Here is a 25,529-nt window from a genome sequence, read left to right as displayed (position 1 = left end):
ACCGGCATCCCTGCCGGTTTACCCCCCAAATCCCTGTCGAATTCCGGCCAGCGTGGTTTGACGGGGCGCCTGAGATCAAAAGCAGATCAAGATCAAGATCAAGAGCGGCTCGCTGCGCATCGTGGTTACTGACGGTGGCTACGTAAGAGTTGTGTAGATACCCATGTCCCGATGAGGGAGTGTCAGTGAACATATCCGAGGCTGACACACCGCCATCGGGAGCAAGCCCCCTCCCACATTTTTACCGAGTGCAGTCAATCAGACCGCCGCGAACCAAGTCCTCTCCAACATTTGAACTCAGGACAGCCGGCCGAATCGCGTCGGTTCAGAATTGATAGGTATAGCCCACGCCCAGCGTACGCCGACGCGATGGCCCGCCATAGGCCACCGGGTCACTGTAGAAACCATAGGTGTCATACGTCTGGTTCAACAGGTTGTCGGCAAACGCATACACCTCGCCAAACTTGCTCTCCAGCCCCGCCCTCAGGTCAAGCTTTTCATAGTTATCCAGATTGAAGTGATTCTGCGGATCGGCCGCGCGTTCGCCCACCAGGTGGTAGTTGAGGCTGGTGTTGAGGGTGGTTTCGCCTAGGCTGGCGAGGCTGCCCAAAGGATGTTTCCAGCTGGCGTTAAAGTTGCCGCTCCAACGTGGCACGTCCGGGGTGCGGTTGCCGGCGGCAACGTCGCCGGCCTGGATGCCTTGCACACCGCTGGTGATCTTGGCGTCGAGGTAAGTGGCGCTGGCGGCCAGGGTCAGGCCGTAGTCGAAGCGCCAGCTGCCTTCCAGTTCGGCGCCGCGGGTGCGGGTGTCGGCGTTGAAGGCGTTGGTGGCGAAAGTTGCGGCGTCGTAGCCGAGCAAGTGATCGTCATGCACACGGGTGTAGAACAGCGCGCCGTTGAGGCTGCCGCGACGGTCCTCTGTCTCGCTCTTGAAGCCAAGTTCTGCGGCCTTGCTGACGGCGGCCTTGTAGGGCGCGCTGTCGCTGACCTGGGAGGCATAGTCATTGAACCCGCCGGATTTATACCCCCTCGCCAATTGCACGTAGACGTTGGTCTGCGCGGTGAGCGCGTAACTCAGGGCGGCGCGGCCGGTGCCGTAATGGTCGGTAAGTTTGCGTGAGTCATCCACGGCGCTCGAACCTGCGAAGTATTGGCCGTCGTAGGTCTTGCGGTCCCAGGAGTGGCGATAACCGGTGGTGAGTTTCAGGCGTTCGGTCAGCGGGAACGTCACTTCGCCGTAGCCGGCATAGGTGGTGGTAGTGAAGTCGCGGAACTTGGCGCCGGAGGTACCGTAGGTGTTGCGCGGGGTGTCGTAGCTGCGCTCGTTGCGGCTGGCGGCGACCCCTGCGACCCAGAACACGTCAGCGTCGGGCAGTGAGCCCAGGTGCAGGTCCTGGCTCCAGCTGCGCTCGAAGGATTTGTCCACCACCCAGAACTCGCCGGGCGTGCCATAAAGCGCTCCCATCAACTTGCTGTCGTAGGCGATCAAGCCGGTGAAGTCGGCGGTGCCGGTGGCGGTGGTGGAGGTCAGGCGGCTGTTGGCGAAGTCGTGATCGACCTTGATCGTGTAGCGCTCGGTGGTCTTGTCATTGTCGTCGAACAAGCCAGGGGTCAGGTCCAGGCTCGGGTGGCTGCCGTAGGGGCGCAGCACCAGGGAGTTGGTGGCGCGTTCGGTCTGCTGGCGTTCGGCGCTGAACAGTATGTGGGTGTCATCGTTGAGGTCCCACAGCAGGCTGCCGCGATAGGCTTCATTGCGCGGTTTGGTGATGGGGTGGTTGGTCTGGTCGTTGTCGATCCAACTGTCGTAGCCGGCACGGCGCACCGCCAGGCGACCGCTCAAGCTGTTACTGAGCGGGCCGCCGATGGCGCCTTCGGTGAGGAACTGGCCTTTTTGGCCGACTTCGCCACGTACATAGCCTTCCAGTGTACGGGTGGGTTGGCGGGTGGTGATATTCACCGCGCCGGCCTGGCCAATCGCACCGGACATAGTGCCCTGGGGACCCTTGAGCACTTCGATGCGGTCGACATCGAGGGTGCCGAAACCCAGGCTGCGCGACGATACCGGCACGCCGTCGATGTTGAACGCCACCGAGCTGTCATCCATGGACATCTGGTACAGCGAACCCACGCCGCGGATCAGCACGTTGAAATCATTCGGTCCGCCTGAGGAATTGACGCTGACCCCGGAGGTGTTGCGCAGGGCGCTTTCCAGGGTGTCGAGGCGTTGGCTGCGCAGCTCTTCGCCGCTGGTCACACTGACACTGATCGGCACTTCCTTGGGGTCTTCCTTGGCCATGCGCGCGGTTACTGTCGAGGCGGGCAATTGCAGGGGCTCGTTGGCGGCGGCGAAGGCTGATGGAGAGAGTGTCAGTGCAATCGCTATTGTTATAGTATTACATTTGTAGCAAGATTGGCGGGTAGCCGTCGTGTTGCATCGTGCAGACATGATGGGACCTTGACTGAGAATTCTGATCGGCGCGCGGTGCACAGGGGCAGCGGCGGTATGGCGCAGCGTTTGCGGCGCGCCAAATGCTAATAATTATCAATTGCGCACATCTACCCCGATGTGATCTGATTCGAGCCGTATCCGGTCAGCCAGGAGATTTACGATGTCAGCCGTTCAAGGAGGCGCAGGGGAGCCGATGCCGGTCTCGCGAATCATTACGGGAGGCTATGGAAGCGATCTTGGGCCAGGTGCCCATTGCCGGGTCACCCGCATGACACTGCAGGAAGGCCTGGATATCGTGCGCTGGCAGAGCCGCTTCGAGCAGCCGGTGGAACTGCCGTTGCAGGATGACAGCGAGTGCATTCACTTCAGCTTCACCAACCTGCTCAAAGGCAAGGCCGCGTGCAGCTTTCGCGATGGACGTCGGCAACGGCGCTACGCGATTGACGAGGGCGCGGGCAGCATCAGCTATGGCCGCTGCCGCCATGGCCTTTATCACCAGCACGGCGAGATCGACAACATCACCGTCATGATTCGCCCCGAGCTGCTGGCCCAGTGGGAGCTGAAACTCGACCCGCTGCTGAACAAGGCACTGGCCTGCGAGCATTGTTTTTTGTACGGCCATCGCAGCGGTGAAATGAGCGCCACTGCGCACATGCTTGCCCTGGCCATGGATCAAGGCACCAGCCTGCCACCGGCCCAGCCACGCAGCAGCCTGTGGTTGTACGGGCAAAGTGTCACGCTGGTGAGCCTGTTCCTGCAGGCGCGCCAGGACGCCGAGTGCACCTGCCGCGTCAGCCACACCGACCGCCAGCGCCTGGTGCGGGCTCGCGATCGTTTGTTGGAGGATCTGGGCAAGGCGCCGAGCCTGTCGGAGTTGGCCCGCGAATCCGGCTTGAGCCAGCCCAAGCTTACCCGCGGGTTTCGCCAACTGTTTTCCAACAGCGTTTACGGCGTGTTCCAGCAGATGCGCATGATCCAGGCGCGCAGCCGCTTGATGAGCGGCGAGGAATCGGTGATGCGCATCGCCTCGGACCTGGGCTATGCCAACGCCAGTCATTTCGCCACGGCGTTTCGCAAGCAGTTCGGGATCAACCCGTCGATGCTCAAGAACGGCGGCCGTGGCAAATCCTTGGGTGCCGGCTGACGCCGCCGGTCAGAACACCGCTTTGACCTGCAAGCCCAGCACCAGCGCATTGTCGATGTTGTCACCGGAAAACGCCCCCGGCTCGATGATGTATTGCACATCCGGGCGCAGGGTCAGCCACGGCGTGGCCTGGTAACCATAACTGAGTTCGATCAACTGTTCGGCAGTGTCCAGGTCGGGATAGGCCGTGCCGGCATTGAACGCGGCCAGCTCCTGCACATCGCGGCTGCGGGGGTTGGGCACCGCACGGCCATAACCCAGGGCCACGGTATCCCGCAGGCGACCTTCGAACGGCTTGTACAACACCACGCCTGCGCCGTACCACTTGGTAAATGGCGACGCCGCTTCGCTGGCGGCAGAGTATTGGCCAAAGGCGTGCAGGCTGCGCCCCTCGGATGACTCGGAAGCCCACACGGCCTGATCGATCAGCAGGTAGTGGCCACCACGGCCGCTGACTTTCTTATCGCTGCCGATGCGCTTCACATCGGAGCTGTCGTAGTAATAGCCCAGCTTGTATTCACCCGGCAGGGCGCCTGCGTGCTTGTAGATCAGCTCGATGGGCACCACGGTACCGGTGGTGTGCTTGGGCCCCACATGCCAGGCGCGGCTGGCGTTGCCGTTACTGGACGGGTCGACATTGAACGCCGCCACCCGCAGCTGCCAGTTGGGCGAAAAATCATATTTCACCCGCGCGCCCAGGTGCGCATTAGGGTAGTTGGCCCAACCGCTGCCGCCGGACATGTTCAGCGGATGCCCGCAGAAACCGGCGTTCATGAAGTTGCACAGGATGCCGCTGTCCAGGCCGCCCAGGTCGTTGCCCATGGCCATATAGCCGAGCTTCACATTCAGCGCGGGGGTGAACAGCGTGCGCTCGTAGCTCAGCTCGGTGAGGCGGGTGTAGAGGCCGCCGTAGTTTTCCTGGATCGGCAGGCGGTTGCCGACCAGATCCTCGGAAACACTGTTGCCGCGGCGGTCATTGATGGTCAGCTGGATACGGTCGCCATTGTTGAAACCGTAGAGCTTGCCCAGGTCGAACTGCACGCCGAGCTTGAGGTTTTGCGAGTAGCGCGCCGAGCGATGCTGGCCGCCGTGGGCGTTGTAGGCGGTCTCGCCGCTGTAGTCGCCAGTGAATCGCACACCTTGTGCGTCGAGTTCGCGACGCAGGCCGCCCCAGTCGCCGGTCAGGGTAGTGTCGTCGGCTTGAGCGGGCAGGGCGGCAGCCAGGGCCAGGCCCAGCACCAGGCGGCCAAAGGAGGTATGAGAAGTAGGGGTCATGCGCAGGGTTCCAGGCACAGAGCGCGGTGCCGGAGCACCGCGCGAACAGAGGGGTTACGGCAGGGCGTAGGCGATCACGTAGTCGCCACGGTCGGTGGACTGGCGTGCGCCACCGGCGGTGACCACGATGTACTGCTTGCCGGTTTTCGGCGACACATAGGTCATCGGCCCACCCTGGCTGCCGACCGGCAGGCGGGCTTTCCAGATTTCATCGCCGTTGCCGCTGTTGAAGGCGCGCAGGTAGAAATCCTGGGTACCGGCGATAAAGATCAGGCCACCTTGTGTCGACAGCGTACCGCCCAGGGTCGGCAGGCCCACCTTGATCGGCAGGTGCATGCGGATGCCCAGGGGCCCTGTGTCTTCAACGGTGCCCACCGGTACTTGCCAGGCGACCTTTTGCGTCTTCATGTCGATAGCGGTCAAGGTGCCGAACGGCGGTGCCTGGCAAGGGATGCCGGCCACTGACAGGAAGCGGTTCTTGTTCACCGCATATGGCGTGCCCTTGAGCGGCACGGCGCCCATGCCGGTGTTCAGTGCTTCGCCACCGGAGGAGGCCTGCGCCTTGTTCTGCGACGGTACCATCTGGATCCACAGGCCCAGGCGCATGTCATTGACGAAGATAAAACCGTGCACCGGGTCGGTGGAGATGCTGCCCCAGTTCATGCCACCCAGGGAGCCCGGGAAGCTCAGGGATTTATCGGTGCCTGGTGCTGTGTACAGGCCGTCGTAGCGCATGCCCTTGAAGTCGATGCGGCACAACAACTGGTCATACGGGGTGGCGCCCCACATGTCCGATTCGGTCAGGGTCTGCGCGCCGATCTGCGGCATGCCCACGGATTTGGGCTGGGTCGGGGAATAAGGCTCGTTGGGAATGTTGGCGGCCTTGACCGGCACTTCCTGCACGTCGGTCAACGGCTTGCCGGTGGCACGGTCGAGCACGTAGATCTGCCCGGCCTTGGTGCCGATCACCACGGCCGGAACTGCCTTGTCGCTGCCTGGCGGAGTGAAGTCGATCAGGCTGGGTTGCATCGGCAGGTCGAAGTCCCAGAGGTCATTGTGGACGGTCTGGTACACCCATTTTTCAGCACCGGTGGAGGCGTCGAGCGCCAGTACTGAAGCGCCATATTTGTGGTTGAGAGCGGTGCGCTCGACGCCGTATATATCGGTGGACGAGCTGCCCATCGGCAGGAAGACCGTGTTCATCTGCGGGTCGTAGGACATCGGTGCCCAGCTGTTCGGGGTGCTGCGCACGTAGGTGCTGTCGCCCGTCGGAGCTTGCTTGTCCTCAGGGTTGCCGGGGTCGAACGCCCAGCGCATCTGGCCGCTGATTACGTCGAAACCACGGATCACGCCGCCGGGCATGTCGGTCTGGACGTTATCGGCGACGCGGCCACCGACCACCACGGTGGTGCCGGCAATCAGCGGCGCCGAGGACAGCTGGTAGTAGCTGTCCGGCACATTGCCCAGGCCGGCTTTCAGGTCAACCTGGCCATGGGTGCCAAAGTCTTCGCAGAACTTGCCGGTGTCGGCATCTACGGCAATCAGGCGTGCATCGATGGTGTTGGTCAGCAAGCGACGCTGGCACTGCGCGCCGGCCGGCACGCTGGCGCCAATGATCGGCGAACTGTTGGGTTGGGTAGGTTGGGCAATGGGTGCAGTGGCGTCGAAATACGCCATGCCCCGGCAACGCTGCCAGACCGCCGATTTAGCGTTGACCTCGTTCTTCCACAGCTCTTTACCGGTGTCGGCATCCAGGGCGATCAAGTTGTTGTGCGGGGTGCAGATAAACACTTTGTTGCCGATCTGCAATGGCGTCAGCTGGTCTTCGGCACCGTTGCCATCGCTGAGGGCCACGTCGCCGGTGTGATAGGTCCAGGCGACCTTGAGCTTGTCGATGTTGTCGCGATTGATCTGGTCCAGCGCGGCGAAACGGCTGCCACCTTCGGTATTGCCGTAGTGCGCCCAGTCTTTCTGCGCATCGGCCGCAGCTACCGGGGTGATGCCCGGGCCAGCGCCGGTGGGCGCCACGCTCGGGTGGGCGACAAACATATTGCCTGCCGCTACCGCTACGCCCACGGCCAACACGGCGGCGACGCCATAGGCACCCCGCGCACGTTGGTTGACGAGCAGCGGGTACACCAGCGCTACCACCATACCGATGACCGCGAACATGAACAGTCGCGAGAACAGCGGCCAGAACACCATCCCTACATCCGCTATGGCCCAGATGGCCGTACCGACTAGGAAGGCCGCGAACAGCCAGGCGCCGGCCGGTTTACGACAAGCGAGCAACAGCCCTGCAATCGCCATGGCCGCGCCGCCGATCAGGAAGTACCAGGAACCTCCCAGGCTCACCAGTTTGACGCCGCCGATGGCCAGCGCGAGGCCGAGCAGGGCGATGATGACGCCCAGGCCCAGCAGTAAGAATCTAGAGGCGCCAGCGGCGCGCGATGCTCGTTTCATGTCGATCAGGACTCGAGTGAGGAAAGGCAGGGCCTGATTTTAGCAAGATAAGTAACCAGTTAGTACATTTGGCTCGGTAATGCACTCTTACAAATCCTGCGATTATCCCAGACAGCAAAAAGCCGCTTGCGCCAAAAGGCGCAAGCGGCTTGAGTGGGCCAGTACCTGGGTCAGAACTTGAAGCGACCGACCAGACCCTTGAGTTGCCCGGAGATATCCGTCAATCGGCCAGATCCGGTCTGCGCCGAGTGGGCAAACTCTTCGACCAGTTGCGCATCGGCATGGATCTGCGCGATGTGGCGGTTGATCTCCTCGGCCACTTGGTGCTGCTCCTCGGCGGCGGTGGCGATCTGAGTGTTCTGGTCGCGAATCGAGTCCACCGAGCCACGGATCTTGTCGAAGCTGTCGCGGGCCTGTTGGATGCGCTCGACGCTGGCGTGGGACACCAGCAGGCTGCCCTGCATCTGCTGGGTGACTTCCTGGGTGCGGCGGGCAAGGTTGCCGAGCAGGCTGTCGATTTCGCCGGTGGAGTCGGCAGTGCGACGGGCCAGGGCGCGAACCTCATCGGCCACCACGGCAAAGCCGCGGCCCTGGTCGCCGGCCCGCGCAGCTTCGATGGCGGCGTTGAGGGCCAGCAGGTTGGTCTGTTCGGCGATGGAACGGATCGTGTCGAGAATAGTGTTGATGTTCTTGCTGTCCTGTTCGAGCAACTCCATGGTCTGGGTCGACTTCTGCAGGTCCGCGCTCAGCTTGTGCACGCTGGTGGTGGCTTCGCCGATATGTTGCTGGCCGTTGTGGACATCGCGGTAGCCTTCATCGGCGCTCGTCGCTGCCGCGCTGCATGAGCGCGCCACTTCGTTGGCGGTGGCCACCATTTCGTTGAACGCGGTGCTGACCAGTTCCACGGCTTCACGTTGGCGCCCGGCGGCCTGATTCATGTTGCGCGCCACTTCGCTGGTGTCGGCGGCAGCGGTTTGCAGGTCGGAGGAGGCATTGCCGATGCGCTGCACCAGTTGTGCGATCACGCCCAGGAACTGGTTGAACCAACCCGCCAGGCTGGCGGTTTCATCCTTGCCCTGGACCTTGAGTTGGCGGGTGAGGTCGCCTTCGCCTTCGGCGATCTCTTGCAGGCCGTCGGCCACGCCGCGAATCGGTCGCACGATCACTCGGGCAAAGCTGGCGCCGACGATCGCGAACACCAGGGCGAGGATCGCCGCGATGCCGGCGATCAACCACGTCAGGCGAGTCGCCCCGGCCATGACTTCGTCGCGCTTGATCAAGCCGATAAAGCGCCAGCCCAGCCCTTGGGAGCTGACCACGTTGGCCATGTACGGCACGCCGTCGATGTCGATCTGGCTTACGCCGTCGCCACGCTTGGCCAATTCGGCGTAGTTGGCGCCCAAGTCTGCCAGCGGCTTGAAGTTGTGCTTGGCATCGCTGGGGTCGACCAGCACGTTGCCGTTGGCTTCCACCAGCATCAGGTAGCCACTGTCGCCCAGCTTGATGTTGCGGACCAGCTCGGTCAGCTGCTTGAGCGACACATCCAGGCCGACCACGCCGAGGATATTGCCGCTGGCATCGGCGACGGTGTGCACGGTGCCGATCAGGGAGACGTCGTCCGGCGCCCAGTAATAGGCGCCAGTGCGCACGGTGGTGCCTGGTGCGGCGATGGCGGCCTGGTACCAGGGGCGTACGCGCGGATCGTAATTAGTGAGCTTGGTGTCGTCAGGCCAACTGGCATAGCCGCCGTCCTTCAAGCCCAGGGACAGGTAGGCGGTGCTCGGATGGCTCTTGGCGAACTGGTCGAAAATCGCCAGCAGTTCTTGATTGGTCGGTGTCAGCGGGATTTGTGCAGCATCGGCGCCGGCATAGCTTTTGAGGCCTTTGGCCGCGACAACGCGCGGGTCCTTGGCCACGTACTCGACGTTCTGGCTGATGCCGTCGAAGAACTGCTTCATGCCATTGTCGATCTGGCGGATTTCGCGGCCACTGCTATCGAGAAAATTCGCCAGGGCCCCCTCGCGCAGGTTCAGCACCACCAGGACGGCCACCAGGATGACTGGCAGGCACGCGATGGCGGCAAACGCCCAGGTCAGCTTTTGCTTGATATTCATGACTTCTCCCGCGGGTATTTATAATTTTGGCAAGGGGGAAAACGGTAGCGGTGAGCGTCGCATGTGTTGTTTTGCAGTCTGAGCGGCCCATGCTTACCCTTGTATATCGACTGCAAGGGCAAGCACTTGAGGGCAGGGGCAAGGTTTAACCGATGTGCTCGGCACCCAGGGCATCACGCTGCATCGACTGCAGGTTCTTTTCGATGGTTTCGCAGATGCTCTCCATCTGGATCTGGTGTTCGCTGGAGTTGAACGGGCTTTGCAGGTCGGTGCCGATGCGTTCGATGGCCAACAGCATGAAGCCCACCACCGTGGAGGCCAGCGGCGTGAACCAGCCCAGGGATTCCACCAGGCCCACCGGCACGATCAGGCAGAACAACGAAATGAACAGCCGCGGGAAATACACGTAGGGGTAGGGCAGTGGCGTGTTGGCGATACGTTCCATGCCGCCCTGGGCATTGGACAGGTCCACCAGGGTCGACTCCAGCCGTGCCAGGCGAATGCTGTCCAGGCGCCCGGCCTGGTATTCGCGGGCCAGCAACGTAGCGGAGCCGGTGAGGATGTCATTGGCAAAATTATTGGTGGCGCCGTTGCGCGCAAATTCGTCGGCGGGGATAAATGCCCGCACTTCTTCCGGGCACGGCTGGCCCTTGAGGTGCGCGGCCAGGCAATTGACATAGGCCACGTGCCGGCGCAACAGCGTCGACTTGACCGGGTTCACCTCACCGGGAGCGTCATCCAGCAGGGTCAATACTTGCCGGGCAAAGCTGCGCGAGTTGTTGACCATCGCTCCCCATAGCGTGCGTGCTTCCCACCAGCGGTTGTAGGCACTGCTGTTGCGAAAGCTGATCAGCACCACCAGCGCCGAACCCAGCAAGGTCAGGGGCATCAGCGGCAAGTTGATCTTGGCGGTGAGAAACAGCATGAAGTCCACCGTCACGGCCACATCCCATAGCAACAGCCAGAACAGCGCCCAGCCCACATAGCCCATGGTCTTGATGATCAGGCGATATTTCTTCAGGACAGCAGCTTTCAAACGAGCACCTCGCAGTGGGTGGTTGGCAACAATGCCCTGTTACGACGTCGCCAGAGAGGGAAGGTTCGCAGGGTGCTGAATCGATTAGTTGATAAGTCGCTATCCCGGGAGAATGTAACGAGAGGTGTCGCGCAACTGCGGGCCACAGATGATTTGAATGTGGAACAACTTTGGTACTGATGACGTCTGGTGCGGCAATCGCTGTACATTGCGTTCGAGGCAAAAAGCCATTAATGGCAGGGTTTTTGACGTGATTTGTTTTGGGGCCTGGCTGCAGGGATTTCGTAGCCGAGATCAGTGGAATAATTGGTTGATCAGGGCTCTTTCATGCGTGTCAGTTCGTTGAAGTCAGCTATGTGTAATACCGCGCAAGCACTCGAACGTCATAGGGATTTTGAAGCGTGCATGAGAGCGCATTACCACGTGCTGCTCGTGCCCTATTCAAGACGACCGTTTTTCTATAAGAGTGCACTTAAATACAGCCGCTTGATGGTGTCGTTTGCGTTATTGAGCCAGTACTTTTCCACCCCGCTGCCATTGTTGGCGGAAGTTAAGGCCCTGTGCGTGACGCGCAGGTATTGTTCGAAAAACAGCCTGGAATCAATCTTCCTGTTGTTTCGTGCCCTGGGTTTCATGGAGGTTGCACCGCACCCAGAAGACAGTCGCTTCCGGGTGTATTCACCCTCGGATGAAGCTTGCCGTGAAGCACGCTTGATGCTGACCGCCCTGACTGAGTCGTTGGCGCTGCTGTACCCGGAGCGGGAGATTTTCCGGCAGATGCGCGACCTCGATGATCGCGGGTTTCTGGCCCTCTATTTCAAGGGTTTTGCCGTAATCCTCGCGTCTGAACTGACGGTGGATGTGTTACTGCCCGAGTGTTATTGGCTGGTGAAACGCGATGCCGGGCATCTGTTGATGCTGGCTATCTATAACGATGCCTTTGCGCCGGACAATGACCGCACTACCTTCAGGTCGTCGTCCTACCTGGCATTGGCCAAGCAACTTTCCGTGTCCAAGACCCACATTATCCGCATGGTGCAGGAAGGTGTGGAGAAGGGCTATTTCAAGGCCCACTCCAAGACCCGGCTGGAAGTCCTGCCACCTTTCGCCAGTCTGGTAAAGCGCTTCATGGCCTTTTCATTTGCGGTGGGCCTGCATGCTATTGAGATGGGAGCGTAGGGGATGCCTGCTAACTTGAAGTTGCGGCCCCGGATGCGCAGTTTGCTGTCGCCTGCGGTGACGCAAGCCGAATGGATAGGGATTATTGCCTGGGTCGGCATGTTGTTGATTCATCCGGCCCTGCAGTTGGATATTTATACGATGGGCGTCACTCTTGGCCTGTTGGTGGTTTGCCGCGTGCATACCAGGACCGCCAACTTTCTGCTTTGGCGGGTGCTGGGGGTGACCTATATGGTGCTGTTGTCGGTCGGCTTCGCCTACATCATTCGCTTGAATGAAGAGTTGCGCATTTATGGCCTGCCATTGGCCGTCACCCTGGTGGTGGGCAGCGCCATCTTGTTTATCAGTGTCCAGGATTATCTGGCCGACGCGCTATTGGTCTGGCTTATTCTGTGGCCGCCGATGCAGGCCGATATATATGCGGGCACCGAGGTCTATCTGCTGATGTTTTGTGCTTCTTCGGTGTCCATTGGTTTTATCTTGAGTTACTCCTACTTGAAGAACCTGCGCTCGGTATTGTTGGTGGAAAGTGAGTTTCGCGCATTGGCCGAGACTGATTATCTGACCTCGATCCTCAACCGGCGCGCCTTTATGCAAAGTTTCGAAAAGTTGCTCAGTGGTGGCCAGAGCGGCTACTTCATCATGTTGGATATCGACAGTTTCAAGGAAAAAAATGACCTGTATGGTCACGATGTGGGCGACAAGATCCTGCGTGCCATGGCCGTGTGCCTGAAAAACGCCAAGGGCAGTCACAGCTTTGGACGGATCGGCGGGGAAGAGTTCGGTGTGTTGTTGCAGGGTGACGACCCGGAACTGGCCTGCGATTTTGCCCTGGCGTTGTTGCAGTCGATCCGCAGCAGTGTCGCTGCACCGCATAACTACACGTGCAGTGCGGGCATGGCGCGCTTTTCGGCGGGCGACGACCTGTCGACGGTGCTCAAGATGGCGGACAAGAACCTGTATGGCGCCAAGCGCAACGGCAAGGACTGCGTGCATCTGGACGGTGCGCTGCTGCAGCCGGTTTTATCCTGACGCGCAGGCGTCATCTACAGCTGCGACAGAATACTCGCCAACAACCCGGGAAAGCGGCTCTCCAGCTCGTCGCGACGCAATGAATTCATATGGGTAGTGCCCACGTTGCGGGTGTGCACCAGGCCGGCATCGCGCAGCACGCGGAAGTGGTGGGACATGCTGGATTTAGGTCGCCCGCCATCCAGTTCACCACAGCTGGCTTCGGGCACGCCGGCCAGGCAGCGCACGATGTCCAGGCGTACGGGGTCGCTCAAGGCGTAAAGCACGCGCTCTAGGGTCAATTCTTGCGGTGTAGGGTGTTTGAAAGCTCGCATGGGCGGATCATAACAGGGGGGTAGCGTTCAATACCATAGTTCGATTACCATCGAACTATCGAATCACACACCCTTCCCCGGAGTATCTGATGTCCGCCTTGTTCGAACCGTTCAAACTTAAAGACGTTACCTTGCGCAATCGCATTGCCATCCCGCCGATGTGCCAATACATGGCCGATGACGGCATGGTCAACGATTGGCACCACGTACACCTGGCCGGCATGGCCCGTGGCGGGGCCGGCCTGCTGGTGGTCGAGGCCACCGCAGTCGCTCCCGAAGGGCGTATCACCCCAGGCTGTGCCGGTATCTGGAGCGATGCCCATGCCCAGGCGTTCGTGCCCATGGTCAAGGCCATCAAGGCCGCAGGTTCGGTGCCGGGCATCCAGATCGCCCACGCCGGTCGCAAGGCCAGCGCCAACCGCCCGTGGGAAGGCGATGACCACATTCCTGCCTCCGATGCACGCAGCTGGGAAACCATCGCCCCTTCGGCCATCGCGTTCGGGGCCAACCTGCCCAACGTACCGCGTGCCATGACCCTGGACGATATCGCCCGCGTCCAGCAGGACTTCGTCGACGCCGCCCGCCGCGCCCGTGACGCCGGTTTTGAATGGATCGAGCTGCACTTCGCCCACGGCTACCTGGGCCAGAGCTTTTTCTCCGAGCATTCCAACCAGCGCACCGATGCCTACGGTGGCAGCTTCGATAACCGCAGCCGCTTCCTCCTGGAAACCCTGGCCGCCGTGCGTGAAGTCTGGCCGGAAAACCTGCCGCTCACTGCCCGGTTCGGCGTGATCGAATACGACGGCCGTGATGAGCAGACCCTCACCGAGTCCATCGAGCTGGCGCGCCGCTTCAAGGACCGTGGCCTCGACCTGCTGAGCGTCAGCGTCGGTTTCACCATTCCCGACACCAACATCCCGTGGGGCCCGGCCTTCATGGGGCCGATTGCCGAACGCGTGCGTCGTGAAGCGGGTATCCCGGTGACATCCGCCTGGGGCTTCGGTACCCCGCAACTGGCCGAAGGCGCGTTGCAGGCCGGGCACCTGGACCTGGTGTCGGTAGGGCGTGCGCACTTGGCCGATCCGCATTGGGCGTACTTTGCCGCCAAGGAATTGGGCGTGGAAAAATCCTCCTGGACCTTGCCGGCGCCTTACGCGCATTGGTTGGAACGCTATCGCTGAGGCGGGCCAGGCATACACAAGAGCCACTCAAGTGAGTGGCTTTTTTTCGCCTGGTGTTTATGCACTACGGAGGCCAAAGGCTTGAGCGAAAAATAACAAATGAGAATGGATGCCAAATGAGAATCGACTGGGCTATGATGCTCGCGAATTCTTGGCAGGTTTGCCGTCCCATCTGGCTCTTTCACTAGGTTCAACACCCATGCGTCGTACCCTGATTTCCATCTGCGTGCTTCAGGCGTTTTCCCCTTTTTCGTGGGCAGAGGATGCCCCCGCTGAAACAGCCAGTATCGAGCTGCAGGCCACCAACGTGACTGCCACCGCGGACTTCGAGTCGGCCCAGGGGCCGGTGCAGGGTTACCACGCCACACGATCAGCCAGTGCGACGCGTACCGACACCTCCATTCATGAAACCCCGCAATCCATCAGCGTTGTCTCCAAGGACGTGGTCGAGGACATCGGCGCGACGCGCCTGCAGGATGCCCTCGACTATGCCGGCGGTGTCGGCCGCGCCAACAACTTCGGCGGCCAGGGCCTGACCACTTTCACCGTGCGTGGCTTTACTACCGGTGAGTTCTACCGCAATGGTTTCCCGATCAACCGCGGCTACCCGAACATGCCGGACGCCAATACCATCGAGCGTCTTGAAGTACTGCGCGGCCCCGCCACCATGCTCTACGGCCGTGGCGACCCCGGTGGTACCTTCAACGTCGTGTCCAAGCAGCCGCTGGCCGAGCGCACCGTGACCCTGGGCAGCCAGGTGAATGACCAGGGCATGAAACGCGGCACCCTGGATGCCTCCGGCCCGCTGGACGAAGAAGGCCGCCTGGCCTATCGCCTGAACGTGGTGGGTGAGGGCGGCGATACCTTCCGCGATCATGTCGAGACCGAGCGCTATGGCGTGACTCCGGTGATCACCTGGCAGGCCAGCGACGACACCAAGGTGACCTTCGAAGGCGACTTCATGCGCAACAACCACCCGTTGGACCGTGGCCTGACGCGCCTGCCCAACCAGCGCGGCACGCCCTCGCGCGATACGTTCTGGGGCGACAAGGACGCCGGCAAGCTGCACAACGACAACAACATGGCGCAGTTGCGTTTCGAGCATGCGCTCAACGACAACTGGACCCTGGGCGGTGGTTTCCAGTGGTTGGACGGCAGTTTGAAAGGCAACGCCATCGAAGCCAATGGGATGGGCAGCCTGGGCGCCGATGGCCGCACCCTGCAACGCAACTTCAACTACCGCAAACTGGAATGGACTGACAAGGATTACCAGCTCAACCTGACCGGGCACTTTTCCACGGGCGGCTTCGATCACACCCTGCTCACCGGTATCGAGTACGAGGATTACGACTACCAGTCGATCATCCAGCGTTCCAGTGCGGCCCTGGGTACCTACCCGATCGACATTTTCAATCCGGCGTATGGCCAGGCCCGTCCGCCGCTGACGCGCACGCCGACCCACGACAAGGAGAACCTCAAGACCTATGCGGCGTTTGTCCAGGATCAGGTGGCGCTGACCGAGCGCTTGAAAGTCTTGGCAGGGGCGCGTTTCGAGCGTTTTGAGCATGACTACGAAAGCTATGTAACAGGGGTAAAACCCTGGACCGCCGCTGACAACGCGGTCACCCCGCGTGTGGGCGTGATCTACGACCTCACCGACACCGTCGCGGTCTATGCCGACGCCGCCCGTTCGTTCAAGCCCAATACCGGTGCCAGCCGTGAAGGCGGTGGTTTTGCACCGGAGAAAGGCAAGTCCTATGAGATCGGGGTCAAGTGGGAGGCGCTTGACCGTCAACTGAGTGTCGACGCGGCGATCTACCAGATCGAAAAGAAAAACGTGCTGACCAATGACCCGGCCGACCCCACCAACACCTTCAGCGTCGCCGCTGGCCAGGTGCGCAGCCGCGGATTCGACCTGAACGTGGCGGGCAACCTCACACCCGAGTGGCGCGTGATCGGCGGCTACGCCTACGTGGATGCCGAGGTCACCCGAGACAACACCTTCCGTGCCGGCACCCGCCTGATGAACATCCCGCGCAACAGCTTCAGCCTGCTCAATGTCTACGAGTTCCAGGACGGCGCACTCAAGGGCCTGGGCCTGGGGGTCGGCGGCAAGTACGTCGACCAGCGTGCCGGCCAGACCGCCAACTCTGGCTTCTCGATGGACGCCTACACCGTGGTCGACCTGCTCGGCTACTACAAGGTCAACGAGCAGGTACGCCTGAACCTGGATGTGAAGAACCTGTTCAACCGCGAGTATGAGGAAGGGGCGTTCGGTAATATCTATGCCTACCCGGGTGCCCCGCGTACGGTGCAGATTGGAATTTCCTACACCCTATAACGCGCTATACACAGGCCCAAAATGTGGGAGGGGGCTTGCCCCCGATGGCGGCCTGACAGCCGACCAGGATGTTGGATCATACCGAGTACATATCCATTTCTGCGGTAACGGCTACTTAGGGTTCCGCTTTTACAGCGGCTCACTTTTGGAAGGACCCAAAAGTAAGCATAAGGTCCTCGCCCCACCACTCGGCACCTCGCCCAGGCTCGGTGTGCCCCAAATCCCTGTCGAGTTCCGGCCAGCGTGGTTTGACGGGGCGCCTAAAATCAAAAGCAGAGCAAGAGCAAGCAGCAAGTCGGCACGGTCAGTTGTGTAGATACCTATGCCCCGATATAGGTATGTCAGCCAGGTATCTGGTGCTGATCCACCGCTATCGGGAGCAAGCCCCCTCCCACATTTGGACTGCATGCGTCCAGGGGGCTCTCTGTCAGCCTGGAATGCATATCTCATGTGGGAGGGGGCTTGCTCCCGATAGCATTATTTCAACCAGCATATGCGGGGCTGATACACCGCCATCGGTGCCATTCGAATCGTTGCACCGCCCCTCCCACATTTGGATCTGCATGACTGTCAAGGTTGACAGTAGACAGTGCAGGACCATGGAGAGATGTTTGCCATTAACGTGTCAGCCTAGTTGTCGGCGCCCATGCTTTTCGAAGCCACGCTTGATAGGGATATTGAAAATGGAGCGAGAACTCGTCAGTGAAACCGATGAACTGATTAAAAAGACTAACGATGCCGAGCGTCTCTTCACCCGTTACGCCACCAAGTGCTATACCTCAGCCCTGCAAAAGTACGTCAAGGAAATCAGCGAGACCTCGTACACCTATCTATTGGCCGAGCTGGCCGAGAGTTCGCTGAGTTCGGAAATACTTGGCCGGCCAGGCGCCAATATCAGCCTGGTCAGGATCGAGATAGAGGAGGTCATGCTAGAGGCCGAGGTGATCAAGAAATTGAAGCGCGCCGAAACCCATTACCTGGAAACGCTGGAGTCGGTGCGCAAGTTCGAAGACCTCAAGCGCTTCGAAAAAATGCAGGACACCTCCGATATCGTCCGCTCGATCAAACTCGGCGTGTCGCGCTTCAATATCCTCTTTGTCATTTTGCTGATCGGCGGGTTGACCTGGGCGGCGATCAATCTGCCCAAAGAAGCCCTGGCACTTATTTCCGCCGCTATCGGCGGGGCCATTACCCACTTGTTGTCCGAGCGCCAGGCGGTGCTGGCGCTGAAAAAAGACGGAGATAACACCTGCCCCAGAGCCAACGCCAATAATCAGGAATAGGTGCCACAGCGCCGGGTTACAACGGCGTCAGCACATTCATCACCGTATCCAGCGCCACCCGTGTGTCATCCAATTGCACCAGCGAGGCGTGCCGCGCGCCCAGGGCGTCGCGGTTCTGGATCGCGGTAAGGATCGCCTTGTGCCGGGGCAGGCTCAAACCCTGGATATCCGGACGGCGGTTGGTGATGTTGATCGACTCGCGCAACGGCAGTGAAAGCATGTTGCACATATAGGCGAGCAGGTCGTTGCGAGTGGCGTCGGCAATCGCACGGTGGAAGTCCAGGTCGGCCTGCAACAGCTGTTCGTGGGTCTGCGCGGTTTCCATGCCCTGGTAGGCTTGTTCGATGGTGGCGATGTCTTCATCGGTGGCGGTGGTCGCGGCCATGGCGGCGATTTCCGGCTCCAGGATACGACGCACCCCGGCCAGGGTGTTGAAGAACTCGCTGTGGGGTGTGGACTGCATCAACCAGGACAGCACGTCCGGGTCGAGCAGGTGCCATTTCAAGCGCGGCCGCACCACCGCGCCCACCCGCGGCTTGGAATACACCAGGCCCTTGGCGCTCAGCACCCGCGTCGCCTCGCGCAATACCGAGCGGCTGACCTGGTATTCCTCGCACAGCGTGGCTTCCATGGGCAACCGTTCTTCAGGCTTGAAGCGACCGGAAACGATGTGCATGCCCAAGTCCTGGACGATCTGGGCATGCTGGCTCTTGCGCGGCTTGGGCGGCTGGTGATCCATAACGACGGATAGGCTCTGGCTTAGATTCGCCGCATCATAGCATCCCAATTAGTGGGAATGCCGTGGGACTTCGGCGCCACGGCAACCCACCAGGAAGTCGAAATCACAGCCCTGGTCAGCCTGCAGCACATGGTCGATGTACAACTGGCGGTACCCGCCGACGATCAGGTTCTGCGCCGGCTTGAGGTCGGCCATGCGTGCCGCCAGCTCGGCGTCGGGGATGTCCAGGTGCAGGCGGCCATTGGCACAATCGAGCTCGATCCAGTCGCCTTCCTGCACCGTGGCCAACGGCCCGCCGGCAGCGGCTTCCGGCGCCACATGCAAGACCACCGTGCCGTAGGCGGTGCCGCTCATGCGTGCATCGGAAATACGCACCATGTCGGTCACGCCCTGGGCCAGCAGCTTGGCCGGCAAGCCCATGTTGCCGACTTCGGCCATGCCCGGGTAACCCTTGGGGCCGCAGTTCTTCATGACCAGGATCGAGTTGGCGTCCACGTCCAGGTCCGGGTCGTTGATGCGCGCCTTGTACATGTCGAAGTTCTCGAACACCACCGCACGGCCGCGATGCTGCATCAGCTCGGGGCTGGCCGCCGACGGCTTGAGCACCGCACCCAGCGGCGCCAGGTTGCCGCGCAACACGCAGATGCCACCGTCGGCGCGGATCGGGTTGTCGAGGGTGCGGATCACTTCATCCTGGGCGTAGATCGGCGAGTCCTTGGTGTTCTCGCCCAGGGACTTGCCGTTGACGGTCAAGGCATTGGGGTGGGGGATCAGGTTGGCTTCACCCAGGCGACGCAGCACTGCGGGCAAGCCACCTGCGTAGTAGAACTCTTCCATCAGGAAGCGCCCGGACGGTTGCAGGTCGACGATGGTCGGCATGCCGCGGCCGATGCGGGTCCAGTCATCCAGGTCGAGTTCAACCCCGATGCGCCCGGCAATGGCTTTCAAGTGGATCACCGCGTTGGTCGAACCGCCGATGGCCGCGTTTACCCGGATCGCGTTTTCAAACGCTTCCTTGGTCAGGATCTTCGACAGCTTCAAGTCTTCGCGCACCATCTCCACCGCACGCATGCCCGACATATGCGCCAGCACATAACGTCGTGCATCCACCGCCGGGATCGCCGCGTTGTGGGGCAGGGACGTGCCCAGTGCCTCGGCCATACAGGCCATGGTCGACGCCGTGCCCATGGTGTTGCAGGTGCCCGCCGAGCGTGACATGCCGCCTTCGGCAGCAAGGAAGTCATCCAGGGTGATGGTGCCGGCCTTGACCTGTTCGCTGAGCTGCCACACCACGGTGCCCGAACCGATGTCCTGGCCCTTGTGCTTGCCATTGAGCATCGGCCCGCCGGTGACCACGATGGCCGGCACATCGCAACTGGCCGCACCCATCAGCAGCGCCGGGGTGGTCTTGTCGCAACCGGTCAGCAGCACCACGCCATCGATGGGGTTGCCGCGAATGGCTTCCTCCACATCCATGCTCGCCAGGTTGCGGGTGAGCATGGCGGTAGGGCGCAGGTTGGATTCACCGTTGGAAAACACCGGGAATTCCACCGGGAAGCCACCGGCCTCGATCACGCCGCGCTTGACGTGCTCGGCGATCTGGCGGAAGTGCGCGTTGCACGGGGTCAGCTCCGACCAGGTATTGCAGATGCCGATGATCGGCTTGCCATGGAACTGGTGGTCGGCAATGCCCTGGTTCTTCATCCAGCTGCGGTACATGAAGCCGTTCTTATCGGCGGTACCAAACCACTGGGCGGAGCGTAGGCCGGGCTTTTTGTCAGGCATGATCGATTCTCTTATTGTATGACTATATGTTCTATGCGTGGTTAAACATAAGCGCAAAATCGAAGCTTTGGAAGTGTTGTTTTGCAAATAGTCATACTATATAGTCGATCTCAACTGAGGTATGACCCTGGCGGATTTCGCGAGAGGCGTCCCCCGAGCTTCTATAAAAACAACAATCGGAGATCGACCCATGAGCCAGGAATTGCGGCTTATTCGGCGCATCACGCTGAAACTGATTCCCTTCCTGATCCTGCTGTATCTGATCGCCTACGTGGACCGTTCCGCCGTAGGGTTCGCCAAGCTGCACATGGGCGCCGACGTCGGCATCGGTGACGCCGCCTATGGCCTCGGTGCCGGGCTGTTCTTCATTGGCTACTTCCTGTTCGAAATCCCCAGCAACCTGATGCTCGACCGCTTCGGCGCGCGGCGCTGGTTTGCGCGCATCATGATCACCTGGGGCGCCATCACCATCGGCATGGCTTTCGTGCAAGGTCCGCACAGCTTCTATGTGATGCGCTTTTTGCTCGGCGCGGCGGAGGCGGGGTTCTTTCCTGGCGTGCTGTACTACATCACCCAATGGTTCCCGGTACGCCATCGCGGCAAGATCCTCGGGCTGTTCATCCTCTCCCAGCCCATCGCGATGATGATCACGGGCCCCGTATCCGGCGGTCTGCTCGGCATGGACGGCATCCTTGGCCTGCACGGCTGGCAGTGGCTTTTTATCGTGATCGGCACCCCGGCGATCCTGCTGACCTGGCCGGTGCTGCGCTACCTGCCGGATGGGCCGAAACAGGTCAGCTGGATGAGCGAGCAAGAAAAGACCTGGCTCACCGGCGAGCTGGAAAAAGACCTGCAAGCTTACGGCCAGACCCGCCATGGCAACCCCTTGCATGCCCTCAAGGACAAGCGCGTGTTGCTGCTGGCGCTGTTCTACCTGCCGGTGACCCTGAGCATCTACGGCCTGGGCCTGTGGCTGCCGACCCTGATCAAGCAGTTCGGCGGCAGCGACCTCACCACCGGCTTCATCTCCGCCGTACCGTATATCTTCGGCATCATCGGCCTGCTGATCATCCCGCGCAGTTCCGACCGCTTGAATGATCGCTACGGCCATCTCGCGGTGCTGTATGTGCTCGGCGCCATCGGCCTGTTCTGCAGCGCCTGGCTGAGTGTGCCGGTGCTGCAGATGGCTGCGTTGTGCCTGGCGGCGTTCGCCATGTTTTCCTGCACCGCGGTGTTCTGGACCTTGCCGGGGCGCTTCTTTGCCGGGGCCAGCGCGGCAGCCGGTATCGCCTTGATCAACTCGGTGGGCAACCTTGGCGGCTACATCGGTCCGTTCGTGATCGGTGCGCTCAAGGAATACACCGGTAACCTGGCCTCGGGCCTGTATTTCTTATCCGGCGTGATGGTGTTCGGGCTGGTCTTGACCCTTGTGGTCTACCGCGTGCTGGAGCGCAAGCACGTGCTGCCGGTCGACGAATTCGCCGCCAGCGCCCGTGGCGCCACACGTTCTTAAATCCTGGAGAAAATGCATGCGTCTAGTTCAGTTCGAGTTGGGTAACGGGGAGCGCCGCGTCGGCGTAGTGGAAGGCAACACTCTGCGCGAAGTGCAGGGCGCACACAGCGTACGCGAGTTGGCGCTGGCCGCCATCAAGGCCGGCACGGGCCTTGCGCAACAGGTGCAGGGCCTGGGCCTGGGCGACAGCCATGACTACGCCGCGCTGCTGGCCGAGCTGAAAGTCCTGCCGCCACTGGACCACCCGGACCCGGCCCATATGCTGATCAGCGGCACCGGCCTGACCCACCTGGGCAGCGCTTCGGCCCGCGACAAGATGCACCAGCAGGCCGGCGACGACAGCGCCATGACCGACACCATGCGTATCTTCAAGTGGGGCGTAGAGGGCGGCAAGCCCGCGGCCGGCCAGGCAGGCGTGCAGCCGGAGTGGTTCTACAAGGGCGACGGCAGCATTGTCGTACGCCCGGGCGCCGCCTTCCCGGTGCCGCCGTTTGCCGAAGACGCTGGCGAAGAGCCGGAGATCGGCGGCCTCTATGTGATCGGCCACGACCGCAAACCCTACCGCCTGGGTTTTGCGGTGGGTAATGAGTTCTCCGACCATGTGATGGAACGCAAGAACTACCTGTACCTGGCCCATTCCAAGCTGCGCAGTTGCAGCTATGGCCCGGAACTGCGCGTGGGCGAGCTGCCCCAGCACCTGGCCGGCAGCAGCCGCATCCTGCGCAACGGCGAAGAAATCTGGCGGAACGAATTCCTCAGTGGCGAGGCCAATATGTGCCACAGCCTGGAAAACCTTGAGTATCACCACTTCAAATACAGCCAGTTCCTTAAGCCGGGGGATGTGCACATTCACTTCTTCGGCACCGCTACGCTGTCATTTGCCGACGGTATACGTACCCAGCCGGGCGACGTGTTCGAGATCAGCCAGGCCGAATTCGGCGCGCCGTTGATCAACGGTATCGGAAGCAGCGACGCGGCATTTGAACCCGGCCAAGTCACCCCCCTTTAAGGAGATCAACATGACCCAGTTCCTCGGCCACAACTACATTGGCGGCCAGCGCAGCGCCAACGGCGACGTCAAGCTGCAAAGCGTCGATGCCACCAGCGGCGAAGCCTTGCCGCAGGATTTCTACCAGGCCACACCGCAAGAGGTCGATGCCGCCGCCAAGGCCGCCGCCGCTGCGTATCCGGCGTTCCGTGCGCTGAGTGCCGCGCGCCGTGCGCAGTTCCTGGACGCGATAGCCGACGAGCTGGATGCCCTGAGCGATAACTTCATCGATTTGGTCTGCCGCGAAACCGCGCTGCCCGCCGCCCGCATCAAAGGCGAGCGTGGGCGCACCAGCGGCCAGATGCGCCTGTTCGCCACGGTGCTGCGCCGTGGCGATTTCTACGGGGCGCGTATCGATAAAGCCTTGCCGGATCGCCAGCCGCTGCCACGCCCGGACCTGCGCCAATACCGTATCGGCCTGGGCCCGGTCGCCGTGTTTGGCGCGAGTAATTTCCCCCTGGCATTTTCCACGGCCGGTGGTGATACCGCCGCTGCGTTGGCCGCAGGCTGCCCTGTGGTGTTCAAGGCTCACAGCGGGCACATGGCGACGGCCGAGCAAGTGGCCGATGCGATCATCCGCGCAGCCGAGGCCACCGAGATGCCGGCGGGGGTATTCAACATGATCTTCGGCGGCGGCGTCGGCGAAGCCCTGGTCAAGCATCCGGCGATCCAGGCCGTGGGTTTCACCGGCTCGCTCAAGGGTGGCCGTGCCCTGTGCGATATGGCCGCGGCACGCCCGCAACCGATCCCGGTGTTCGCCGAGATGTCGAGCATCAACCCGGTGATCGTACTGCCCCAGGCCTTGCACGCCCGCGCCGAAAGCGTGGCCCGCGACCTGACCGCCTCGGTAGTGCAGGGCTGCGGACAGTTCTGCACCAATCCCGGCCTGGTCATCGGTATCGCGTCGCCACAATTCACGGCGTTCACTCAACAGGTCGCGCAATTGATCGGCGCGCAACCGGCGCAGACCATGCTCAACGCCGGCACCTTGGGCAGCTATGGCAAGGGTCTGGAAAAACTCCTGTCCCACCCCGGTATCCAGCACCTGGCGGGTAACGCGCAGTCGGGCAACCAGGCTCAACCGCAGCTGTTCAAGGCGGATGTACGGCTGTTGATCGACGGCGACGAAGTGCTGCAGGAAGAAGTGTTCGGCCCCACCACGGTGTTCGTCGAAGTCGCTGACCAGGCCCAGCTCAATGCGGCCTTGCACGGTCTGCACGGCCAGCTCACGGCGACAATCATTGGCGAGCCGGCGGACTTTCAACAGTTCGCCGAACTCACGCCGCTGCTGGAACAGAAAGTCGGACGCATCCTGCTCAACGGTTATCCCACTGGCGTCGAAGTCTGCGATTCGATGGTGCACGGCGGGCCATATCCGGCAACGTCCGACGCCCGCGGCACGTCGGTGGGCACCCTGGCCATCGACCGCTTCCTGCGCCCGGTGTGCTTCCAGAATTACCCTGATAGCCTGCTGCCCGAGGCGTTGAAAAACGCCAACCCGTTGCGTATTCAGCGGCTGGTGGATGGCACGCCATCCCGCGATCCGCTGTAATTCACCAGGAGGCTTCATGTCAGTGAATGCAGTGACCCCACACCGTGCCCGGTTGGGCGAAGGGCCGTTCTGGGACAGACCGACCCAGGCCCTGTATTGGGTGGATATCGCTGCCCGGCAGGCCCTGCGCCTGATGGGCGGCGAGTTGCAGGTCTGGCAATTGCCCGAGCATGTCTCGGCATTCATCCCCTGTGAAAGCGGCGATGCGCTGGTGACCTTAAGCAGCGGCGTGTATCGCCTGGACCTGACCACCGAAGCGCTGACCCTGCTGTGCGTCGCCGACCCGCAACCCGGCAACCGCGGCAATGAAGCGCGCTGCGATGCCCAGGGCCGGCTGTGGCTGGGCACCATGCAGAACAATATCGGTGAGCAAGGCGAGGACTTGCCCATCACTCGGCGTTCCGGCGGATTGTTCCGCATCGATGCCGATGCCACGGTCACGCCGCTGCTCAGCGGCCTGGGCATTCCCAACACACTGCTGTGGAGTGAAGACGGTGGTCACGTGCACTTCGGCGACAGCATGGACGGCACGCTGTACCACCATGCAATCCAGTCTGACGGCCAACTCGATCCCGCACGGGTGTGGTTCGGACCCCACGAGCGAGGCGGTCCGGACGGTTCGGCCATGGACGCCGAAGGCTACATCTGGAATGCCCGTTGGGACGGCAGTTGCCTGCTGCGCCTGACACCCCTTGGCAAGGTGGACCGCATCATCGAACTGCCCGTCAGCCGTCCCACCAGTTGCGTGTTCGGTGGGCCCGACCTGACCACGTTGTATATCACCAGCGCCGCGAGCCCCTTGGGTCACCCTTTGGACGGTGCGCTGTTGGCCATTGAGGTCGATGTGCCTGGCAAACCTTGCCATCGCTTCGCCGGTTAAACCCAAGACTTAAAAACAACAACAAGAGGTGTCGTTCATGAAAAAGGTTCTACGCGTTCTGGCTGCCGCCGTTGCTTTAAGCAGCCTCAGCAGCATCGTATCCGCTGAAGAAGTGAAGATCGGCTTTCTGGTCAAGCAGGCCGAAGAACCCTGGTTTCAAACAGAATGGGCCTTCGCCGAAAAAGCCGGCAAGGAACACGG

Annotated in this window: 18 protein-coding genes and 2 pseudogenes; 11 read left to right on the top strand and 9 right to left on the bottom strand. The window is 61.5% G+C overall.

All coding sequences use genetic code 11. The features are described 5' to 3' along the window. Positions 1-325 precede the first annotated feature (325 nt). On the bottom strand, positions 326-2,323 hold the full coding sequence (locus tag ASD70_RS06855) for a TonB-dependent receptor (RefSeq protein WP_235577297.1): 1,998 nt from the start codon (positions 2,321-2,323) through the stop codon (positions 326-328). 286 nt (positions 2,324-2,609) lie between these two features. On the opposite strand from ASD70_RS06855, the gene ASD70_RS06850 reads away from it, so the two are divergent. Then, positions 2,610-3,593 carry a helix-turn-helix domain-containing protein gene (locus ASD70_RS06850; protein ID WP_046072149.1) on the top strand — a complete coding sequence of 328 codons (984 nt, stop codon included), beginning with the start codon at positions 2,610-2,612 and terminating at the stop codon, positions 3,591-3,593. Between the two features lie 9 nt (positions 3,594-3,602). On the opposite strand, the gene ASD70_RS06845 is transcribed toward ASD70_RS06850, so the two are convergent. The 5 genes and pseudogenes from ASD70_RS06845 to ASD70_RS06830 all read right to left on the bottom strand — a co-directional run bounded on the left by ASD70_RS06845 (position 3,603) and on the right by ASD70_RS06830 (position 10,481). Continuing rightward, positions 3,603-4,868: a carbohydrate porin gene (locus ASD70_RS06845; protein WP_056846003.1), complete on the bottom strand. Its 1,266-nt coding sequence runs from the start codon at positions 4,866-4,868 to the stop codon at positions 3,603-3,605. 54 nt (positions 4,869-4,922) lie between these two features. After that, positions 4,923-7,331 (bottom strand): glucose/quinate/shikimate family membrane-bound PQQ-dependent dehydrogenase, encoded by a 2,409-nt coding sequence (locus ASD70_RS06840; protein ID WP_056846002.1) that lies wholly within the window; start codon positions 7,329-7,331, stop codon positions 4,923-4,925. Between the two features lie 170 nt (positions 7,332-7,501). Further along, on the bottom strand, positions 7,502-8,269 hold the full coding sequence (locus ASD70_RS29930) for a methyl-accepting chemotaxis protein (protein WP_371851117.1): 768 nt from the start codon (positions 8,267-8,269) through the stop codon (positions 7,502-7,504). A gap of 99 nt (positions 8,270-8,368) precedes the next feature. Further along, positions 8,369-9,445: pseudogene (locus ASD70_RS29925) on the bottom strand (cache domain-containing protein); the annotation flags it as partial. 145 nt (positions 9,446-9,590) lie between these two features. Next, on the bottom strand, positions 9,591-10,481 hold the full coding sequence (locus ASD70_RS06830; protein ID WP_046072153.1) for a bestrophin family protein: 891 nt from the start codon (positions 10,479-10,481) through the stop codon (positions 9,591-9,593). Positions 10,482-10,808: 327 nt separating this feature from the next. Between ASD70_RS06830 and ASD70_RS06825 the strand changes: the two genes are divergently transcribed. Beyond that, positions 10,809-11,660 carry a hypothetical protein gene (locus ASD70_RS06825; protein WP_173664483.1) on the top strand — a complete coding sequence of 284 codons (852 nt, stop codon included), beginning with the start codon at positions 10,809-10,811 and terminating at the stop codon, positions 11,658-11,660. A 3-nt stretch (positions 11,661-11,663) separates the two neighbouring features. Further along, a complete protein-coding gene (locus tag ASD70_RS06820; RefSeq protein ID WP_046072154.1) occupies positions 11,664-12,692 on the top strand; it encodes a GGDEF domain-containing protein in 1,029 nt (342 codons plus the stop codon). Positions 12,693-12,706: 14 nt separating this feature from the next. Here the strand turns inward: ASD70_RS06820 and ASD70_RS06815 are convergent, their stop codons facing one another. Next, positions 12,707-13,006 carry an ArsR/SmtB family transcription factor gene (locus ASD70_RS06815; protein WP_043051026.1) on the bottom strand — a complete coding sequence of 100 codons (300 nt, stop codon included), beginning with the start codon at positions 13,004-13,006 and terminating at the stop codon, positions 12,707-12,709. 89 nt (positions 13,007-13,095) lie between these two features. Here ASD70_RS06815 and ASD70_RS06810 point away from each other — a divergent pair, with 89 nt between their 5' ends. The 3 genes from ASD70_RS06810 to ASD70_RS06800 all read left to right on the top strand — a co-directional run bounded on the left by ASD70_RS06810 (position 13,096) and on the right by ASD70_RS06800 (position 17,811). After that, positions 13,096-14,187 (top strand): NADH:flavin oxidoreductase/NADH oxidase, encoded by a 1,092-nt coding sequence (locus tag ASD70_RS06810; RefSeq protein WP_056846001.1) that lies wholly within the window; start codon positions 13,096-13,098, stop codon positions 14,185-14,187. A gap of 199 nt (positions 14,188-14,386) precedes the next feature. Beyond that, positions 14,387-16,528: a TonB-dependent siderophore receptor gene (locus tag ASD70_RS06805; RefSeq protein ID WP_046072156.1), complete on the top strand. Its 2,142-nt coding sequence runs from the start codon at positions 14,387-14,389 to the stop codon at positions 16,526-16,528. 683 nt (positions 16,529-17,211) lie between these two features. Continuing rightward, on the top strand, positions 17,212-17,811 hold the full coding sequence (locus ASD70_RS06800) for a hypothetical protein (protein ID WP_043051029.1): 600 nt from the start codon (positions 17,212-17,214) through the stop codon (positions 17,809-17,811). 16 nt (positions 17,812-17,827) lie between these two features. Here ASD70_RS06800 and ASD70_RS06795 read toward each other — a convergent pair whose 3' ends face one another. Both ASD70_RS06795 and ASD70_RS06790 read right to left on the bottom strand, forming a co-directional pair. After that, positions 17,828-18,550 carry a FadR/GntR family transcriptional regulator gene (locus tag ASD70_RS06795; protein ID WP_034119145.1) on the bottom strand — a complete coding sequence of 241 codons (723 nt, stop codon included), beginning with the start codon at positions 18,548-18,550 and terminating at the stop codon, positions 17,828-17,830. Between the two features lie 48 nt (positions 18,551-18,598). Next, entirely contained in the window at positions 18,599-20,335 is a 1,737-nt protein-coding gene (locus tag ASD70_RS06790) for an IlvD/Edd family dehydratase (protein ID WP_056846000.1), read from the bottom strand. Positions 20,336-20,525: 190 nt separating this feature from the next. On the opposite strand from ASD70_RS06790, the gene ASD70_RS06785 reads away from it, so the two are divergent. From ASD70_RS06785 to ASD70_RS28875, 5 genes and pseudogenes are all read left to right on the top strand, one after another. Then, positions 20,526-21,848, top strand: a complete 1,323-nt coding sequence (locus ASD70_RS06785) for an MFS transporter (protein ID WP_056845999.1) — start codon at positions 20,526-20,528, stop codon at positions 21,846-21,848. A gap of 16 nt (positions 21,849-21,864) precedes the next feature. Beyond that, complete coding sequence (araD1, locus tag ASD70_RS06780) at positions 21,865-22,857, top strand: AraD1 family protein (RefSeq protein ID WP_056845998.1); 993 nt, start codon at positions 21,865-21,867, stop codon at positions 22,855-22,857. Between the two features lie 10 nt (positions 22,858-22,867). After that, on the top strand, positions 22,868-24,448 hold the full coding sequence (locus tag ASD70_RS06775) for an aldehyde dehydrogenase (NADP(+)) (protein ID WP_056845997.1): 1,581 nt from the start codon (positions 22,868-22,870) through the stop codon (positions 24,446-24,448). 16 nt (positions 24,449-24,464) lie between these two features. Then, complete coding sequence (locus tag ASD70_RS06770) at positions 24,465-25,328, top strand: SMP-30/gluconolactonase/LRE family protein (RefSeq protein WP_056845996.1); 864 nt, start codon at positions 24,465-24,467, stop codon at positions 25,326-25,328. A 37-nt stretch (positions 25,329-25,365) separates the two neighbouring features. Beyond that, positions 25,366-25,529, top strand: a pseudogene (locus ASD70_RS28875) (arabinose ABC transporter substrate-binding protein); the annotation flags it as partial.

It is taken from the genome of Pseudomonas sp. Root569 (genome assembly GCF_001427465.1).
In the GTDB taxonomy this organism is placed as follows: domain Bacteria; phylum Pseudomonadota; class Gammaproteobacteria; order Pseudomonadales; family Pseudomonadaceae; genus Aquipseudomonas; species Aquipseudomonas synxantha.
The sequence above is the reverse complement of the archived record's forward strand: the minus strand, read 5'-3'. Positions and strand labels throughout refer to the sequence as shown.